The organism is Mesorhizobium sp. 43Arga (genome assembly GCF_053714255.1).
In genome coordinates this window covers 19,660-39,007 of record NZ_JBSKBO010000023.1, presented here as the reverse complement: position 1 = coordinate 39,007, position 19,348 = coordinate 19,660, and the positions used below count along the sequence as shown (strand labels likewise).

General features: G+C 58.5%; 6 protein-coding genes and 5 pseudogenes. 5 read left to right on the top strand and 6 right to left on the bottom strand.

The genetic code is table 11. The features are described 5' to 3' along the window. Positions 1-137 precede the first annotated feature (137 nt). The 4 genes and pseudogenes from ACWGS8_RS34015 to ACWGS8_RS34000 all read left to right on the top strand — a co-directional run. Positions 138-797 (top strand): annotated as a pseudogene (locus tag ACWGS8_RS34015) (transposase); the annotation flags it as partial. Between the two features lie 582 nt (positions 798-1,379). Next, positions 1,380-8,447, top strand: coding sequence for an amino acid adenylation domain-containing protein (locus ACWGS8_RS34010; protein ID WP_454585020.1), 7,068 nt, complete (start codon positions 1,380-1,382; stop codon positions 8,445-8,447). Between the two features lie 171 nt (positions 8,448-8,618). Next, entirely contained in the window at positions 8,619-9,971 is a 1,353-nt protein-coding gene (locus ACWGS8_RS34005; RefSeq protein WP_454585019.1) for an aspartate aminotransferase family protein, read from the top strand. Between the two features lie 139 nt (positions 9,972-10,110). Then, positions 10,111-11,044 (top strand): annotated as a pseudogene (locus ACWGS8_RS34000) (IS481 family transposase). Positions 11,045-11,109: 65 nt separating this feature from the next. Here the strand turns inward: ACWGS8_RS34000 and ACWGS8_RS33995 are convergent. From ACWGS8_RS33995 to istA, 3 genes and pseudogenes are all read right to left on the bottom strand, one after another. Further along, positions 11,110-11,334, bottom strand: a pseudogene (locus tag ACWGS8_RS33995) (IS3 family transposase); the annotation flags it as partial. Between the two features lie 99 nt (positions 11,335-11,433). Then, positions 11,434-12,210 (bottom strand): IS21-like element helper ATPase IstB, encoded by a 777-nt coding sequence (gene istB / locus ACWGS8_RS33990; RefSeq protein WP_454585018.1) that lies wholly within the window; start codon positions 12,208-12,210, stop codon positions 11,434-11,436. A gap of 16 nt (positions 12,211-12,226) precedes the next feature. Then, positions 12,227-13,773, bottom strand: a pseudogene (istA, locus tag ACWGS8_RS33985) (IS21 family transposase). Positions 13,774-14,240: 467 nt separating this feature from the next. Between istA and ACWGS8_RS33980 the strand changes: the two are divergent. Further along, a pseudogene (locus ACWGS8_RS33980) lies at positions 14,241-15,287 on the top strand (IS110 family transposase); the annotation flags it as partial. Between the two features lie 978 nt (positions 15,288-16,265). On the opposite strand, the gene ACWGS8_RS33975 reads toward ACWGS8_RS33980, so the two are convergent. The 3 genes from ACWGS8_RS33975 to ACWGS8_RS33965 form a co-directional block, all read right to left on the bottom strand. Continuing rightward, the gene (locus tag ACWGS8_RS33975) at positions 16,266-17,474 is read right to left on the bottom strand and encodes a M20 aminoacylase family protein (protein ID WP_454585017.1); all 1,209 of its coding nucleotides are present in this window, start codon (positions 17,472-17,474) and stop codon (positions 16,266-16,268) included. A gap of 61 nt (positions 17,475-17,535) precedes the next feature. Next, positions 17,536-18,423, bottom strand: coding sequence for an ABC transporter permease (locus tag ACWGS8_RS33970; RefSeq protein ID WP_454585016.1), 888 nt, complete (start codon positions 18,421-18,423; stop codon positions 17,536-17,538). Positions 18,424-18,435: 12 nt separating this feature from the next. Next, positions 18,436-19,272: an ABC transporter permease gene (locus ACWGS8_RS33965; protein WP_454585015.1), complete on the bottom strand. Its 837-nt coding sequence runs from the start codon at positions 19,270-19,272 to the stop codon at positions 18,436-18,438. Between the last annotated feature and the right edge of the window lie 76 nt (positions 19,273-19,348).

Sequence of the window (19,348 nt, the reverse complement as noted above, 5' to 3'; positions counted from 1 at the left end):
CGCATCTGCTCCGGCGTCAACATCAGCAAATCACTCAAGGCAGCACCTCCTGCCACCTTGAATCACCCAACAGATATCAAATCAACAAATTAATGGGTCCTGACCCTAGCTTCCCTAGCTGGGAGGAGCGGAGAACGATGAAGGCATCGAAGTTTTCGGACGCGCAGAAGGCGTTCATTCTGACAGCAGGGGGCGGACGGGATTCCGGTGGCGGAGATGCTGCCGCCGCGCCGGGATTAGCCAGGCGACCTATGTCAACTGGAAAAGAAATACGACGGGCTGCTGCCGACGGAGATGAAGCGGCTGAAGCAGCTCGAGGACGAGAACGGCAAGCTGAGGAACTGGTCGCCGACCTGTCGCTGGACAAGGAGATGCTGCAGGACGTGATCCGCCGAAAATTGTGAGGCCTGGCCGCAAACGCGAGCTGGTGGCGGTCCGGCGGGCATGCCGGGTTCTGGAGTTCGACACCTCAATCTATCATTACAAATCCCCCCGTCGCGACCAGGCCGGCATCGAGGCTCGGATCAAGGACATTTGCGCGACACGCGTCCGGTATGGCCGGCCTGTGCACGTCCTGCTGAATCCTGAGGGCTGGGACATCAACGTGAAGCGAACCTATCGCATTTACAGGGACTTGGGTCTGCACAGGAACAAGACGCCGAGGCGAGGTGTGAAAGCGAAGCTGTGAGAGGACCGCCAGAAAGCCGTCCATCCCTATCGAGGTCTGGGCCATGGACTTCGTCCACGATCAGCTTGCGACGGGCAAGAAGATCCGCGTGCTGACGGTCGTCGACACCTCTTAGCGGAACATGTAAGTGCACAGAAAGGATGATCCGAAAAGCGCACTTTGCCTGAAGATATGAAAGGCGCATATCCATGTCACGAATTTTTTCAGCCCGTTCCCGCTCAGCTGGACTTAGCACTTCGCGCTTGCGCAACGTTGGAATCGCCAGCTTTGAATGCCGGAAAACCCAAACGTCGATTGCGCACGTCTGCCCATTTGAATGCATGCATCACAGCTCGCTTCACCACACTTGTTGCCTGGTCAGCACAACGTTTTTCGGCCGATTCCGCCCTTCAGCTGCTTTAGGGCTCGGTTATTGTCTAGGAGACGCTTCTCACTGCCGAAGGATCGCGATGTGTAAAGATACATGAATCCACTCTAATCATCGTGAAACAGTTTATTCTCATCGATCCTTGTATTGAACTTTCCTTTAAAATTTGTATTTCCCAGTCATTCACAATTTTAATTTCATGAAATATGTATATTGACTACGACAGGGATCAAATATACGACACAAATAATTCACCAACAATTCAAACCATCTTCAAGAGAAAAAGGGCATGTTCTCCGGACAACTATGTGGCTGGAGAAAGCAATGGATCATGTTACGCGTCCGCTGTCGCACGGCCAGATGGGCCTTTGGATACATCATCAAAAGCGACCGACAGGTAGCGAATACAATCTACCAGTCGAACTGCGCATAAAGGCACCGTTCGACATTGATGCCTTGCGGCGCGCGCTCCGATCATTGATCGACCGCCATGAAATGCTGCGCACGACCTTTCACCAGGATGGCGAGCAGGTCGTTCAGCGCATTCATGGGACAGCCTCTCTGAGTTTTCATGTCGTTCGGCTAAACGTCGAAGAGGCGGACTTCCATCACTGTATCGCAGCGGAAGCTCGCTCGCCTTTCGATCTAGAACATGGGCCTGTGTTTCGCGCTCATCTATTCATCAGCAGTGCCACGGAAGAGGTTCTCCTTCTCAACTTCCATCACATCGTTTCCGATGCCTACAGCATTCGCACCTTCCTGCACGAGTTCGGCAGGCTCTACCAGGCGTTCTGCGGCAACACGGATGTGCCGGGTCTGAACAGGGCGGGCTCTTACGGGGACTTCGTAGCCTGGCAACAGCGCCTCCTTGTCGATGACGACGGAGAACGCATGTGGGCCTACTGGCGTAGACAATTTGTTGATCACGAACCTGACTTGGCCCTTCCGACCGACAGACCACGAGCTGCACGTGTCACGCACACCGGGTCAGTTCTCTCCGTGGATATTGAGATGCCGCTGGTCGCGCGCTTGGAGCAACTGGGGCGCGAAGAAAAAGTAACGCTGGCCACCGTCCTGCTTGCTGCCTATTACGTCCTGCTACATCGTTATGGCGAGCAAGACGACATCACCCTCTACGTCCCACGCCTCGGTCGTCCGGCAGGAAATTTCTCGGGAACGTTCGGCTACTTTGTGACATTGGCAGCCCTACGGCAGGATCTTTCCGGAAATCCCATTTTCCTAGACCATTTGCGGCGGGTTCGCCAGCTCATGCGTTGCACGCGCAGCCACGAGTATTTTCCCCTTCCGCTGCTACTGGAGAAACTCAAGCTGCCCACGGCAGCTAATCGCAATCCCCTCGCGCAAGCAGTTTTCAACTTCACTCCGGAAGCGGTGAGTTCTCTTGGCTTCACGCCATGCGAGGTCGACCTCTCCGGCTTGGCTGCGCGGATCAAATTTTGCGAGACCGATATCTGGATCGATCTCGATTTGAGAATTCTGGCCAGCAAAAAAAGTGTCCGCCTAGATGTCGTATACAATGCGGATTTGTGGGACCCTAGCACCATCGAGCGGCTGGCGAACCACTATCATTTGTTGCTAGAGGCGATTGCAGATGCGCCAGAGCGACGGATAGGCGACTATAGTCTTCTGACGCAAGAGGAAGAGCACCATCTTTTGCACGGTTTGAACGACACAAGTGCAGTTTTCCCATCTGACATTTGCTTGCACAACCTGATCGAAGCGCAGGCTGCCGCTTACCCAGACAATATCGCTGTCAGTTGCCCATCGGAGGCACTCAGCTATGCCGCACTAGAGCACAGGGCAAACAGGCTCGCCCGTCATCTAATTTCAAAAGGTGTCCGCCTTGGAGACGTCGTCGGCGTTCTCGTTGAGCGTTCTTGCGATCTCATTGTCGGCTTTCTAGCAATTTTGAAGGCGGGGGCCGTCTACCTTCCTCTCGATCCGCGACTCCCAGCTGAGCGTCTGCGCTTCATGCTGCGGGATGCTAGCGCCACTGCGGTGATAAGCAAAAAGGAACTTGAGGAACAGACGTTCGGGAAAGACCAGTCAGGGCTAAACATTGAAGGTGCGAATGGACACGCGGTGGTTCTCCTCGACAGGGACTGCCCCAAAATTGCTCTGCATGAAGTCACGCCTCCGTGCTGTCTCGCCGGCCCCTCCGATTTGGCTTATGTGATCTATACGTCCGGTTCAACGGGTCAGCCGAAAGGCGTGATGGTTGAACATCGCAGCGCCTGCAACATGACGGAGGATCTAAGACACATTTATCAGTTGGGGCCAGATAGCCGGGTATTGCAGTTCGCTTCCTGCGGATTTGATGCATCGCTGTTTGACTTCATGCTGGCCTTATCTTCTGGTGGCCGATTGTGCTTGGCGCCTCCATCAGCGTCGCTGCCTGGAGCAGAGCTTGCCGAGTTCATGCGCCGTGAGCGCATTACCGCTGCCGGCCTTACGCCGACGGCATGGACCTCCTTGCCGTCGACTGACCTTCCTGATCTCGCCGTGATCAAGTCAGGTGGAGAGTCTTTGCCATCGAGCCTCATTGAGCGATGGGGTGAGAATCGGCGCATCTTCAACTCCTATGGGCCCACCGAAACGACCGTTTATTGCATAAGGACCGAAGTTAAGGCTGGGGAGCGAAGGCCGCCCATTGGGCGCCCCGCCATCAATACTAATGCCTATATTCTAGATCGCTATGGCAATCCGGCACCGGTTGGCGCAATCGGCCAGCTTTGCATCGGGGGCGTCGGCATAGCACGCGGCTACATCAATCACGATGAACTCACGCGGGAAGCTTTCCGGCCGAACCCATTTGATGACAATCCGCAATCCCGGCTTTACAGAACTGGGGATCGGGCCCGGTATCGGTCAGATGGGATGATTGAGTTCTTGGGCCGGAAAGACGGGCAAATCAAGTTTCGTGGCATGCGGGTCGAGCTTGCCGAGGTCGAGCAGCGCCTGATGGAGCACGAAAACGTCAGGGCTTGCTGCGTCATGCTGAGAGGCCGTCCCGATGAAAATGCGAGCCTGACAGCCTACGTGGTGAGGCGACGTGACAGTTCGAAGGATACCGATGAACTTCAGTCTTTTCTGCGCGCCGCGCTGCCTCGGTATATGGTTCCCTCGCACTTCGTCTTCCTCCCGCAGTTACCAACCAATCGTAGCGGCAAGATTGATCAGCGCGCTCTTCCCGAGCCGAGAAACGTCTCGAAATTTAAGGCCGCAACTTTTGCCACCGGCAGGTTGCAGACGGAAGTGGCCGAGATCTGGAAGGACTTGCTGAAGCTGGACATCGTCGACGTTGAAGACAATTTCTTCGATGTTGGCGGACATTCCCTGGCTGTTGTTCAGGTTCAGGCGCGTATCCAAGATCGTCTGGGCATTGATTGCAAGATTCTGGAGCTTTTCGAACACCCCACCATAAGAACGCTCGCTGCGCATTTGGCCTCAACTCGAGCAGATCCTCACTCAGCTGAAGGTTTTAAGAACACAATTGGTTCTGCCGGAAGCCGAATGGAGCCCAAACTGGACCGCAATGCTGTTGCGATCATTGGTATGGCGGGCAGGTTCCCGGGGGCGGAGAACGTCGATCAATTCTGGAGCAATCTGGTCAATGGCATAGAGTCCATCGCAGACTTGGATGAACAGACGTTGCGGGAAGCTGGCGTCGGTCCTGACACTTTGCGCACCCCTAATTATGTAAGGCGCGAAGCCGTTATCAGCGGAGTTGATCTGTTTGACGCGGCGTTTTTCGGCATCTCGCCTAAGGAAGCAGTGTGGATGGACCCGCAACAGCGAATTCTGCTGGAAACGGTGTATCAGGCGCTCGACCATGCGGGATACGGATCGCGCGAGAGGGCAGGAGACCGTGTCGGTGTCTTTGCTGGCGTGGGGGCGAACCACTATCTTGCCGACCGCGAAGTAGGCCGCGACCTGCTGGATTCAGAGAAGTTGCAGATCCGCATTCTCAATGGCAGCGATTTCACGACGACGCGCATCGCCTATAAGCTCAACTTGACCGGCCCCTGCGTGTCAGTTCAGACGGCCTGCTCCACTTCGTTAGTTGCCGTTCACCTCGCTTGCCAGAGTCTGCGCAGCAATGAGTGCGATATGGCGCTGGCAGGCGGTGCATCGATTTCCTTGCCCCATGGAAAAGGCTATCTGCATCAACAAGGCCATATCTTGTCACCCGACGGCCACTGCCGTGCGTTCGATAGTAAAGCACAAGGAACGGTGAGAGGCAGCGGAGCAGCAGCCGTCATGCTCAAGCGGCTGAGCGACGCCCGCAGAGATGGTGACTATATCTGGGCAGTCATAAAGGGCACCGCCATCAACAACGACGGCGCCGCCAAGATAGGGTTCACCGCCCCCAGCGCCGACGGACAGGCTGCGGTGATTCAAGCCGCCCTCACCGATGCTGATGTCTCTGCTGACACCATTGGTTATGTGGAGGCGCATGGTACGGGAACCCATCTTGGAGACCCCATTGAAATCTCTGGCCTGACCAAGGCCTTCCGTTCCCACACCGCGAGGAAACAATTCTGCGCAATAGGTTCCGTGAAGACAAATATCGGCCATCTCGACGCCGCAGCTGGTGTAACGGGGTTGATCAAGCTCGCCATGATGCTGAACAGGGGCGTCATTCCTGCTAGCCTGCATTTTGACATACCCAATCCAAATATCGACTTTCAGGAGAGCCCGGTACTCGTAAACAAGACCCGCACCGCTTGGCCCAAAGGTGATACGCCAAGACGCGGCGGGGTTAGCTCATTTGGCATTGGTGGCACGAACGCGCACGCCATTCTTGAGGAGGCTCCGCCGCGAACCGGTGAGCACACCGGTCGCAGGCCGCACATCTTTCCGGTATCGGCGGCGAGCAGGTCGACAATGACCGAAATGCTCCGGCAACTGGCCGGCTTTATCCGCCGAAGCGATATTCAGCATAACGCAGCGAATGTCGCATATACGCTGCAAAAGGGTCGAGCGGCTCTCAGCTATCGCACAAGTTTTGTCGGATCCGATCTGGTGGAACTAGCCGACCAACTCGATCAGGCGGCACTGAATACGGACGCGTCGGGAGAGGCGCCAAGCAGTGAACACCACATCGTGTTCATGTTCTCCGGCCAGGGCGGGCAGCAGATCGGAATGGGTCGGGAGCTTTATGAAGAAGAGCCTGTATTCCGCAACGCCATCGACGAATGCGCAAAATGGCTCAACGAGCTCGCGCATATTGATTTCCGCCCACTGCTCTACAGCGAAACCAAATCCGATGACGAGCTTAACCCTCAGTTGGAAGGAATCATACAGCCCGTCATCTTCGCTACCCAATATGCAATGGCGAAGCTCTTCATGTCGTGGGGCATTCTTCCAGCAGCTGTGATAGGCCACAGCATCGGAGAATATGCCGCCGCTCAGATCGCTAACATCATCTCGCTACCTGACGCCATTCGCCTGACACTAAAAAGAGGACAGTTAACGGCCCGCGTGCCTGCCGGCGGCATCGTCGCAGTCGGCCTGTCGCCCGAAGAGCTCCGGCCATATTGGAACGAAAACCTTTCATTGGCGGCAATAAACGGGCCGCGTCAGTGCGTCGTTTCCGGGGCAGCATCTGAGATCGCAGCATTTCATGAGCAATTGCAGGCGAAATCTATTGCGAGCAAACAGATACGCGCAAGCCATGCCGTGCATTCATCACTGCTCGATCCAATCCTGCCGGACTTTAGGATTGATGCGCAACAAATTGAGTTGCAAACCCCGCTAATTCCGTTCATGTCGACGGTGCTCGGTGACTGGCTTGAAACGGACTCGCCGTTCGATGGCACCTATTGGGTCCGCAATCTGCGAGAGACGGTGCAGTTCCATCGGGCTTTCGATAGACTGATGCAATCGGGCCACGATTTGTTCATTGAGATGGGGCCTGGCGCAGCTCTGTCCAGACATTCCAGGCAGTTCAAGTCAATGAGCAGTTTGCGCCGCCCCATGGCCTTTGCAGCCTTGCCAGGAGGCGATCACGGGCAAGGCGATCATGCGAGAGTGTTGCAGACACTGGGCAAGCTTTGGACCTGCGGCGTTGGTATTGATTGGTCTGGCCTGCACGATCATAAGTCCCCGCTGCGAACTCCCCTCCCGCCTTATCCTTTTGACCGCAAGCGTTACTGGCTCGACGCGGTCGCCACTGATGAGCAGGTACAAAGTGCCAATTTGAATCAGCCTAACACCGGCGCCACATCCGTCGTTCACCCGACTGGAATCGAAAGGGATCCGATTTTGGTTGAGATGTCTGCTGAGGCAGCTTTAGACCGCCAAATTGCGACCGTCTATCGGGATATTCTGGGTTTGGATGACGTTTCCCTGACCGACAGGTTCTTTGATCTTGGTGGCGATTCGTTGAGCGCCTTAAGCGTCATCGATCGAATCGAGCAGCTAACGGGAGAGAGATTGGCTGTGTCCCTGCTGCAGGAACATCAGACACCAAAAGGGCTCGCAATAGCCCTCTCGAAGACCCATGGAGACGCGCGTCCGAGGGCATTAGTGCCGATACAAAGCGGCGGTTCGCACGCACCTGTGTTTTGCCCCCACCCCTTTGGCGGACATGTACTCATATATACGGCTCTTGCTAAAGCACTGGGTGCAGAGCAGCCACTCTTCGGATTACAGGCGCGGGGCCTGAATGGTGAGGCAAAACCGCACCTGAGCATTGCAGAGATGGCAGGAGAATATGTTGAGGCCATCAAGAGCGTACAACCACGCGGCCCTTATCAGCTCGTCGGCTTGTCCATGGGCGGTAGCATTGCTTGGGAAATGGCCTGCCAATTGCGCGATGCTGGTGACGAGATATCGATACTTGGGCTGCTCGATGCCAAAGCAATTCACAGGGATGAAGATCACACAGACGGCCGGTATCATCGCCTGCTCGGCAACAGTCCCATTCCTGACTGGCTGAGCGAGCAAGCGATCATATTGACCGTGCTTTTTCCCGCGCTGAAGAAACATTGGCGAAGGCTGAAATCCATCAAACGTGAGTGTCAGGCTACAGCCTTGCGCGATTTCGGAACGCAAGCAGGCAATATCCCCGATATGAGCAATACGCAGCTCAATAATATCCTGACAGTTGCCGAAGCAAATAGAATTGCGCTGCGCGATTATACGCCTCGGCCCAACGACAGCAGGTCCGTTCTTTTTGCGGCTAAAAAGGGGCTGAGAACTTCCACTAATCAGCACGATGGCGATCTTGGGTGGAGGCAATTCGCGCGAAGCCCCCTGGAAATTCACGAGGTGCCAGGTGACCATTACACGATGGTCGCTCCGCCGCATGTGAGCGTCCTGGCGAAAAAGCTTAATAGCCTTCTCAATCGAAGGAGTCAGCGATGACACCGCCCAGCACACTCGCGAAAGCTGCGCACGGCTCGGCGCCAACGTCCGGATCGGATTTAGACAATTCTACAAGGGGACGACCTGCGCAAAGCGTTGCCGAGCAGGTGGCTGGCTACTCCTGACAAGGAGAAACCGTGCTAGCCCCCAGCGCAAATGTGAGGATCCAAGATGAACCAATCGACCGTCGAGAAACCCGCCCTCGAACGCGAAATCGAGGAATTGGAAGCTCGCTATTCAAGCGCTAATCCCAGGAGTCGACTGCAGCTTTCCATGGCGCGCCGGGTGCTCCCGGGCGGAAATACGAGGGCCGCGCTCCACTACGATCCGTTTCCCGTATTCATCGAAAGCGCGGAGGGAGCCCGCGTCATCGACGTCGACGGGCACAGCTATATGGACTTCACAAACGACCTGACGGCCGGGTTCTACGGTCATTCCCACCCGGTCATACTGGCCGACATCCGGAGCGCGCTCGATAACGGCATCGGCTTCGGTGGTCCCCATAGGTATGAAGAAGGGCTGGCCAAAGCGATCTGTAGCCGTTTCTCGTCGATCGAGCGTGTTCGCTTCTGCAATTCCGGCACCGAGGCCAATCTAGTGGCCATGGGCCTGGCGCGCGCGGTAACGGGTCGGCCGCTGGTACTCGCCTTCCATGGTGGATATCATGGGAGCTTTGCCAACTACCTCGGTGCCGAAACGCCGCTCAACGTCGACAAGCCGCGGTTGCGCTTCGCTCGATTCAACGACGAGGAAGATGTTCGGCGAATCCTGGAAGAGGATGGAGCACAGACCGCCGCTATCATCATCGAACCCATGATGGGGAGCGGCGGCGGCATTCTGGCCGACCCTACCTTCCTTGCCAATCTTCGGGTCATCGCGGATGAGTGCGGGGCGCTTCTTATCTTCGATGAGGTTCAGACCGCCCGCTTCTCCCCTGGCGGCCTCCAGGATCTAGTTCAGGTCCGCACTGATCTCACAACGCTTGGCAAGTCGCTGGGTGGTGGCCTGACCTTCGGTGCGTTGGGCGGACGCGCGGACCTGATGGATAGGCTGGACCCGTCCCTTCCTGGCGCTATCGGACATAGCGGCACGTTCAACAATAACGTGCTGACCATGATCGCCGGCCAGGTCGGTCTAACGAAAGTAGCGACCGCCGAGGCGCTCCATGGGGCCAACACTCGCGGCGACAGGCTGCGCCAGAGCCTCCTTGCAGCCGCGAGGGCGCGTGGATCAGTGCTTTCGATCGGCGGCTACGGGTCCATTCTATCGCTGCATTTTCAGCCCAAAGCACCCCGTAATCCCGGCGAAATCGCGACCACGCCAGTGCAACGGAAGCTCTTTCATCTGGACCTGCTTCTGCGCGGCTTCTACGTGCAGCGGCGTGGCACGATCAATCTCTCACTGGCCACGACCGATGAAGACTGCACCGCATTCACCGAGGCCTTCGGGGGCTTTCTTGACCGCTATCCGGCCTTCCTGCCGGCTGACAACACACCACGTAAGCAGGGCAGCCGCGTATTATGAGCCCCCTGAAGCGAAGCCGAACTGCGGAGCCTGCCTACTCAGGATTTTTTAGCTAGCTGTGAGCTTTCAGGAGGTTGTCCATTCGGCCCGACCGGAAAAGCTGAGGTTGTCGAAGCTTCAGTGATTCCCGGAGGACCGAATGAACATCCACAAGAATGCCCGTCTGACGCCGCTGCGTCGAGAGGAGATGGCACGCGACGTTGTTGAAGGTCGTCTTTCCAAAGCCCATGCGGCGCTGACATACGGGGTGACGGCGAAGGTGGTGGAGCGCTTCCGGGCAGAGGGAAGCGCCCGCATGGCCGACCATTCCTCCCGGCCGAAGACAAGCCCGAGGCGAACCGAAGCCACCGTGGCGGATGCGATCGCGGCGCTGCGCCGACAGCGCCTGACTGGCAAGCACATCGCTATGGCGACCGGCGTGTCCGAGGCCGCGGTGAGCCGTGTGCTGGCACGTGCCGGCCTGTCACGGCTGAAAGACCTGGAACCGGCCGAGCCGGTGCGCCGCTATGAGCGCGAGCATCCCGGTGAGCTCATCCATCTCGATATCAAGAAGCTCGGCCGGATCGGCTCTGTGGGGCACCGCATCACCGCGCGATATCCTGGCGCGGTCAATCGCCATCTCGGCATCGGCTGGAAGTTCGTCCACGTCTGCATCGACGATGCCTCGCGCGTCGCTTTCGTTCAGGTCATGCCCGACCAGCGCAAGGAGAGCGCTGTCGCCTTCCTCGAAGCTGCCATTGCTTACTACGCCAGCCTCGGCATCAAAGTGCAGCGCGTGATGACCGACAACGGCTCCTGCTACCGGTCGAAAGCTTTCCAGGCAGCCTGCAAGCCTCTGGGTCTGCGTCAGATCTTCACTAGGCCTTACACGCCCAAGACCAATGGAAAGGCTGAGCGATTCATTCAGACGAGCCTGCGCGAATGGGCTTACGCCCGAGCTTACAACACTTCTTATGAACGCACCACCGAACTCCCTCGGTGGCTTCACCGCTACAATTGGCACAGGCCAATCAAAACCACCCATCAGCCGCCTCGGCCCCGATCGGGACAACTTGTTGAGGCTCCACAGCTAGCGCGTGATCGTGCTTGACGACATCATCATATGTGTCGCACGCACCGGTTCAGGCAGCAGATGCCCCTAGGTGTTTGGTCCCGGCATTTGATGGGCTGGGTCGAGTCGGAAGCGTTTGGGCTCTTTTTCCCAGATTTTGCAGATGAACTCGTAGGGCGTGAGGCCTTTGAGGGTCTTGAGCCGGCGAGCGAAGTTGTAGGCCGCGAGGAAGTCGGCGAGGTGTCGGCGCAGTTGATCGTGATCGTCATAGTGGAAGCGCGTGACGGTCGCGTCCTTGATGGTTCTGCGCATTTCGCAAAAGCCGGACAGGGGTTCCGCTAATTCCCGGATAGTGGTTTCGCTAATGTCGGGACAGTTTGGCGGCGTCGGTCCTCGGGTGCCTTGTTGCGTTCATGGATGATTGATTTCGCCGTTTTCGGTGCCGGTCAAGAGGGGCGCGGCCTTTTGCTTTCGCATGCTATCGCCCTGGAGCACGATGCGGTGGGCGTTGTGAACGATCCTATCGAGAATGGCGTCGGCGAGGGTAGGGTCTGCGATCAGGTCATGCCATCTGGCCACCGGGACCTGGGCGGTGATCAGGGTGGATTTGCGGCGATAGCGTTCCTCGACGATTTCGAACAGATGGAAGCGCTGCTGGTCGGTGAGGGAGTGGGTTCCGAAGTCGTCGAGGATGAGCAGTTGCGCGCGGGTGAGTTTGTCGATGAGGCGTGGGAAGCGGCCATCGAGACGGGCGAGCGCCAAATCCTCGAACAGGCGCGGCACGCGCACATAGAGCACGGAATGATCGAGCCGTGCTGCTTGCCGGCCGAAGGCGCAGGCCAGCCAGGACTTGCCGGTTCCAGTCTGGCCGGTGACGATCAGGTTCTCGTGGGCCTTCAGCCATTCACCCTGGGCGAGCGCCATGGTGCTGCGCCGGTCGAGCCCGCGCGGCGCGGCAAAGTCAATGTCCTCGATGCAGGCTTCGGGAAAGCGCAGCCTGGCTGAGGCGAGCCGGTTCCGGACGCGCTTGTCGGCCCGCATGGCGACCTCGCGGTCGAGCATCAGGCCGAGCCACTCGTCACGGCTGAGCTCGTTGGCGTTGTTGTGTTCGGCCAGTTCGCGCCAGGCGGCAGCCATGCCGGCCAGGCCGAGGGACTGCATCTGGTCGAGGGTGGGGTTCGTCAGCATTCTTTCTTCCTTTCCTTCACTGGTAATAGGTGGAGCCGCGGATGTTGGCGTGCTGGGGTGTCGGCTTGCCGGTTCTGCGGAGCTGGCTCGGTCGAGGCCGGCTTTGAGGATGGCGGTGACGGAGGAGTAGGCGATCGCGTTGATCGGCAGCGCTCGCTCGCAGGTGGCATCGAGCCGCTCCGGCCCATAGCGCGACGCCAGCGACAGGATGCCCATGGCCGAGCGGTATCCCTGTTCCGGATGCGGTCGGTCGCGCATCATGCGCTCGACCAGGATGGCGGCGTTGGGGCCGATCCTGGCCGCCCGGCTGATCAGGCTGGCCGGTGTGGGGTTGGCGTAGCGCTGGTGCGCCTTGGGCATGTGCTCGTTGACGGTGACATGGCCGGAACGCTGCGAGCGACGGACATGGCAGGCAACACGCTGGTGATCGTGGAAGATCTCGACCACTCGATGCGTGAGCCGCACCTCGACGGTACGCCCGATCAGCCGGTGCGGCACCGAGTAGAAGGTCTTGTCGACCTCGACATGGTAGTCGGGATGGACCTTCGCCGACTTCCACTCGGCGTATTCGAACGGTGCCGCCGGCAGCGGCTTCAAGGCAGCCCGCTCGATCTCCTCGAACAGTTCGCGGCGGCTTTGGCCGATATGGCGCATCGGCCGGTTGTTCAACTCCTCGAGCAGTTCGGCGATCGCCGCGTTGAGCTCGGTGATCGAGAAGAAGGATCGATTCCTCAGTCGCGCCAGAATCCAGCGCTCGACGATCAGCAGCGCGCCCTCGACCTTGCCCTTGTCGCGCGGCTTGCGGCTGCGGGTCGGCAGGATGGTGGTGTCGTAATGCTCGGCCATGGCGGCAAAGGTCGCGTTCAGCGTCGGCTCGAACCACAGCGCCTTGACGACACCGGCCTTCAGATTGTCGCAGACGATCGCCCTGGTGACCCCGCCGAAGAAGCTGAGCGCTCGCACCTGGCCTTCGATCCAGTCCGGCAGCTTCTGGCTGGAGCTGGCAAAGGCGAAGGTCAGATTGGAGGCGCCCAGCACCGCGACAAAAATCTGCGCCGGGCAGATGACGCCGGTTGCCGGATCGATCACCGGCATCGTCTGCCCGGCATAGTCCGTCTGCATCACCGCGCCCGCCGCATGCCGATTGCGGAATGTCGCGCTCGTCCGGCGCTCGAAAGCGGCGAAGTGCTCGCAGAACCAAGTGTAGCCGTAGCCGTCGGGATGGGCGGCGCGATACTCCTGCCACAACAGCGTCAGCGTCACCCCCTTGCGCTTCAGCTCCCTGGCAATCAGCGCAAAGTCCGGTTCGCTCAGATCTTGCGGCGGGCGACCGGCACGGCCAAACAGCAGCCGCTCAAGTGTCGCGTCGTCGTGGCCCGGCGGCAGCGGCCAGCATGACAGCCCGGCCTCCCGCGCCCGCAGCAAATAGGTCGATACTGTCGTCTTGCTGATCTTCAGCCGTTCCGACACCTCACGCACCGAAAGACCCTGCTCATGGGTCAGGCGCAAGATCGCTTGGATATCCCTCACGCTCGTTCGTCTCGCTTGCTTCCGTCTCGGCATAGCCCCTCTCAACGTCATCGTGAGAGGCCAAACTGCCAGAACGGCGCAGCCGAGAACCGACCGCTAAATCCGCTCCCGAAAACTGTCCGGGAATTAGCGGAATCGCTGTCCGCGAATTACTGAAATCACTGTCCGGGATTTAGCGAAAAGGCTGTCCGGGATTTACCGAAACACGCAATGGTTCGGTTCATCCGCTCGACCTGGCCGTTATCCGGTATGTGATCTGTGGTGCCTGCATGTCCCGCTGTTCTTGTTTTGGAACGGCCTTATGGTGAGCCCATCCGGGCCGTGGGGCACCGGGAGCACGAAGGTGCAGGCAGGCCGTCAATAGACCGTGGGCTGAGAGCCCGAGCTCGTTACATGGCCGCCCCTCGCGACTTTCCCGGATGCGCTGCGAGCGCGGATCAGTAGATGTCGTGTTGCCCGCCAGCTCCCGTCTTTGACCGAGCCAAGAAGGAGGAACGGGCATGCGCATCATCGGACTGGATATCCATCGCGCCTTCGCCGAGGCGGTAGCTTGGGAGGACGGCAGGCTCAGGCGGCTGGGTCGTGTCGACATGCGGCGCGATCTGCTGGATACCTTCGCAAGAAAGCTGTCGTTGGATGATGTCGTGGTGATCGAGGCGACGGGTAACGCATCCTCGGCCGCCGCGGTTGTCGCGCCGCATGTGAAGAAAGTGGTGATCGCAAACCCCAAGCAGGTGCGCATCATCGCCTATGCCAAGATCAAGACGGATACGATCGATGCCAGCGTTCTGGCGCAGCTCTAGGCCAGCGGCTTCCTGCCGGAAGTCTGGATTCCAGATGAGCCGACGCAGGCTCTGCGTCGACAGGTGACACGGCGCAATCAGATCGTCCGGCAAAGATCGCGCTTGAAGAATGTCATCCAGTCGATCCTTCATAGCCACCTCATCCCGTCCTGCCCGCATGCCGACCTGTGCGGCGCCAGGGGTCGGTCGTGGTTGCGCGAGCAAATCGTGCCGGAAGACGAGCGCCTCGCGATCGATCGGCATCTGCGCGAGTTCGACCGGTTGGGCGACGACCTCAAGGTTGTCGAGCGTGACCTTGCCCGCTCGGCGATCGAGGATGAAGGCGTGAAGAGGCTGATGACCATTCCAGGCGTCGACATGACTGTCGCGCTTGCAATGAAGGCGGCGATCGGCGACGTGTCGCGCTTCGACGAGCCGCAGAAGCTTGTGAGCTATCTCGGCCTGAATCCGAGCATCAGGCAGTCAGGGCCAGGCCCCGCCTACCACGGACGGATCACCAAGCAGGGTCGCGGACATGCCCGCGGCATGCTCGTTGAAGCAGCTTGGGCGGCAGCACGCGCACCAGGGCCGCTCCGTGCCTTCTTCCTGCGTGTGCGGGCGCGGCGCGGCCAGCATGTCGCGGCCGTGGCGACCGCACGCAAACTCGCTGTCATAATCTGGCATCTGTTGATGAAGGGCGAGAGTTACGCGTGGGCTCGACCCTCCCTGCATGCCAAGAAGCTGCGCGATGTGGAACTCAAGGCTCTCGGTCTTTCGATAGTTCCTCATCAGGATCACGACGAAGGAAACCGACACCCCAAAATGGGCCGCCGCCGCACGCCGCGAATGGCCAGCGCCGCCGCGGTCGCGGGCGACAACGCCGATCTGCGGTTGGTCTGTGAGCCAGGCCTGGGCCGTCGCCGGCTCACGGTCAGGCAGCAAGACGATGGTCTTGCGCCGCTCAAGGTCGCAGATGATCGTCCCATAGCGCTGATTTCGTCGCCACGCCCAATCGTCGATGCCGATCACACTCGGCGGGACAAAGCGCGGACTACCGCGCCGCCACACGATGCGCAGCAACGTATCGTTGCTCACCGGCAGCATCAACCTTTTGGCGAAGCTGGCCGCAGGCCTGCCGCCCAGCGCAAGCCCAAGATGATGAACGATGTGGTCGAGCCGGGCGGTTCGCCGCGCCCACGGCGCCAGAACATCCCTGTCGAAACGCTCGACGAAGATCCGCCGGCCGCACAACACTGCGCCGCAGTGGAACCGCCGAGCCACAACCACGATCCGAACAGGCTTGCCCGCCATCGGCAGGTCCGCCAGGCGCCGCTGATACCGACTGTGCATCCGCTGCGACCTCGTTCCGCACGACGGACAGAGGCTCGCCGTAGTCGCAGGACGGACCGTGATCAAGATCACCTCATCGTCAACGGCGGTGTCGTCCACCAGAAAACCGCGAGGGACGAGGGTCGAAGGCCGCAATGTATAGCCCATGGCGTTGATTCCTTGTGTGAAACCAACGCAGCCGGCACCCTATTTCCATCAAAAGTGAGTCAGAGCCCAATTTTGACCCCCTGATCAGGGGTCAGAGTTCGGCGCCGATTAACAGTACCGGGTCGCCTCGAGCCAGCTATTGTGGATTTACACGGCCAGCGCTCACACCAGGGTGACTTCGACTCAGAATTCAGTTCTGGCCCTTTCCTGTTTCGATTTCTGTGCAGCCGTCAGTTTCCGGCCTGTCTAGTTCCGTTCTCTGGTCACCAGCTCGAGCCAGAGAGCAATTCCGTGGAGAAGCGCGTCGTCATTGAAATCATATTTGGGATTGTGGAGGGGAGCGGTCATGCCATTGCCCATGAAGATGAAAGCGCCGGGCCGGGCCTTCAGCATGTAGGAGAAATCTTCCGCCCCCATAATTGGCGCCGTGTTGCGCCGCACTGCAGCTTCTCCAGCGACGCGTGCGGCGGCATTCCCCAGAATGACGGCCTGGCTGGGATAATTGACGGTCGGCGGGTAACCACGGCGATAGTCGAACTCCGCCTCTGCGCCAAAAGCCTTGGCGATAGAGCTGGTCAGGGTGCCGACGAGGCTTTCGATTTTGTCTCGGCTGGTGTCTGACAAAGTGCGGGCAGTGCCCTTCATCACGACCTCGGACGGAATGACGTTATAGGCATCGCCAGCATGGAAGGATGTTATGGAGAGCACGACCGGGTCAATGGGATCGACGCTCCTTGAGACGATTGTCTGGAGTGCGCTGACCACGTGGTTGGCAACTGAGATTGGATCGATGGTTTCGTGCGGCTGGGCCGCATGTCCTCCCTTGCCGATGATCTTGATATCGAAACGATCGGATGCGGCGAGCATGACATCGTCGGAAAGGGAGAACGTACCGACCTCCATGCCCGGCATGTTGTGAAGGGCATAGACCTCCTCAACACCGAAACGCTCGAAGAGACCGTCCTCGACCATCACCTTGGCTCCCGCACCACCCTCCTCCGCAGGCTGGAAGATCGCAACCAAGGTTCCTGGGAAGGCGCGCGTCCCGGCGAGGTGCTTCACCGCGCCAAGCAACATCGCCATGTGCCCGTCATGGCCACAAGCGTGCATCCGTCCCACCGTAGCTGAAGCATAGGGCAGACCAGTCACCTCAAGAATGGGTAAAGCGTCCATGTCGGCGCGAATGCCTATCGTCCGGCTCGACGGCGCAATTCCTCCACGGACCACTGCAACGACCCCGCTTCGACCGACGCAGGTTACAACCTGATCGCACCCGAAACTGCGAAGAAGCTCGGCGACGCATCCTGCCGTGCGCCCTACATCGAACAAGAGCTCGGGGTTGCGGTGAAAATCACGGCGCCATTCGATGGCTTGCCTGCCAAGCGTCTCGGATATCTTGAAAACATCCGAGCTGGCAGAGTTCGTGTGTTGGATTGAAGAGAAATTCCGCGGCATCAGGGAGCCTCGTTGTCGTATTGTGGAGTTCTGTTCTTGCGGCTTGGCCTGCGTAGCCCCATCAGAAGCGGCGCAAGAGCAGGCCAGACCGGCGAGTCAACAGGGCAACGCAGCCAAGAGAAATCACGGTCAATATTATCAGCAACGTCGCAACAGCAGTAATCGTGGGGTCGATCTGCAATTCCAGCTTGTTGAACATCAGCTTTGGAATAGTAAAATTCGTCCCGAACAGGAACACAGACAATATAACCTCATCAAAACTAACGATGAACACCAAAATTCCGACGGCTGCAATTGACGGCAGCATGTTTGGTATAACAACCCTTGAAAATACGATCCGACCGCTTGCTCCAAGTGTCCGGGCGGCGTCCTCAATGCGGCTGTCCAGAGACGAGATGGCAACAGACGTCAGTATAACGACGTACGGAACGCTTTGCAGAGTGTGCGCGATGATGACTGCGGTCAAAGAGCCGAGCAACCCCGTTCGGGCAAAGGCTATGTAGAGGGCAATTGCAAGAATGATCGATGGCAGGACGAGAGGAGCCATGAAGTTGGCCTCTACCGCCCATCGAGCGATAAAGCGACCTCGCACCAGCGCGTAAGCCGCCACTGTGCCCATTCCGAGAGCCAGAACCGAGGATATGCTCGCAATGATGATCGAATTTCGCAATGCAATCATCCAAGCTGGATCGCTGAAGAACACCGCATACCAGCGCAGAGAAAAGCCCGGAGGCGGAAACGTCAGGGACTCCGCGGAGGAAAAAGACATCGGAACGACGATTAAAATCGGCAGAATCAAGAAAAGGAGTGTCGCAACAGCAAGCAAGACCACAAGCCCGCGCTCAACCACGGAAACTAGTCTCAGCGATGGTCCTTGCGATCGGGCCCCCTCACCGTGCCAAAGACTTGCGCCGCTCGAACCAGTGGCATCTCGCGCGTTGCTATTCATCACTGTCCTCCGTCAGTTTCTGCCGCCGGAGCGCAATCTGTAGTTGACGCTGTACAAAAGCAGGATCGTTGCCATGAGTATGGCCGATAATGCTGCTGCTGTTTCCCAGCGTGGAAGCGTATTGATGAGGACGTCCAGCATGTTGGCGATCATCATCACGTTGCCACCGCCGAGGACCGCCGGAGTGATGTAGAAGCCGAGCGACAGGATAAAGACGAGGGTTGCGCTCGCTGTTACTGCAGACCCGCTCATAGGAAGAAACAGGCGCCAAAAGATCGCGCGTTTGGAGGCACCTAGCGAGGCTGCCGCCTGGAAACATCTTTCATCGAACCGGCTGAATGCCGCATAAAGCGGAAGCACAAAAAATGGCAGAAGCACGTTGACCATGCCGATCAGGACCCCGTGTTCGTTATAGAGAAATTGGACCGGCTGATGGACCAATCCGGAAGCAAGAAGCGCCCGATTCAGGAGCCCGTCGTTTCCGAGAATGACAATCCAGGAATAGGTCCGGATCAAGACGCTGATCCAAAAGGGGAGCAGTACAAGCACGAGACAGGCGGCGCGCCCACCTGACGACAGCCCCCGCATCCAGTAGGCAAGCGGATAACCTAAGAAGATGCATGCAAGCGTGGTCATGCTCGCGATTCGCAGGGTGTTGGCGATAACGCGAAGGTAAACCGGCGTCTCAACAAGATAGACGTAGTGCCGAGTGGTCGGCGTCGGATTTGAGAAACTCCACTCTAACATTGTCAGGACTGGTACATCGAATGCGAGCACCATGAAAAGCAGGAGCGGCGCCAGCATAACGGCAAAGCGCAACTCTCCAGTTCGTATGCGGGCGAGCCACATGCTGCTGACTCTCCTTTGAGCCTAGGAATGAGCACTGCGAGACGACTGTTCGAAAATTACACCGAACCCAACTTGC

Bases quoted from the DNA above. Each gene is read 5' to 3' on its own strand.
- ACWGS8_RS34010 (WP_454585020.1), top strand. From the start codon at position 1,380: ATGGATCATGTTACGCGTCCGCTGTCGCACGGCCAGATGGGCCTTTGG.
- ACWGS8_RS34005 (WP_454585019.1), top strand. From the start codon at position 8,619: ATGAACCAATCGACCGTCGAGAAACCCGCCCTCGAACGCGAAATCGAG.
- istB (WP_454585018.1), bottom strand. From the start codon at position 12,210: ATGCTGACGAACCCCACCCTCGACCAGATGCAGTCCCTCGGCCTGGCC.
- ACWGS8_RS33975 (WP_454585017.1), bottom strand. From the start codon at position 17,474: ATGCCGCGGAATTTCTCTTCAATCCAACACACGAACTCTGCCAGCTCG.
- ACWGS8_RS33970 (WP_454585016.1), bottom strand. From the start codon at position 18,423: ATGAATAGCAACGCGCGAGATGCCACTGGTTCGAGCGGCGCAAGTCTT.
- ACWGS8_RS33965 (WP_454585015.1), bottom strand. From the start codon at position 19,272: ATGTGGCTCGCCCGCATACGAACTGGAGAGTTGCGCTTTGCCGTTATG.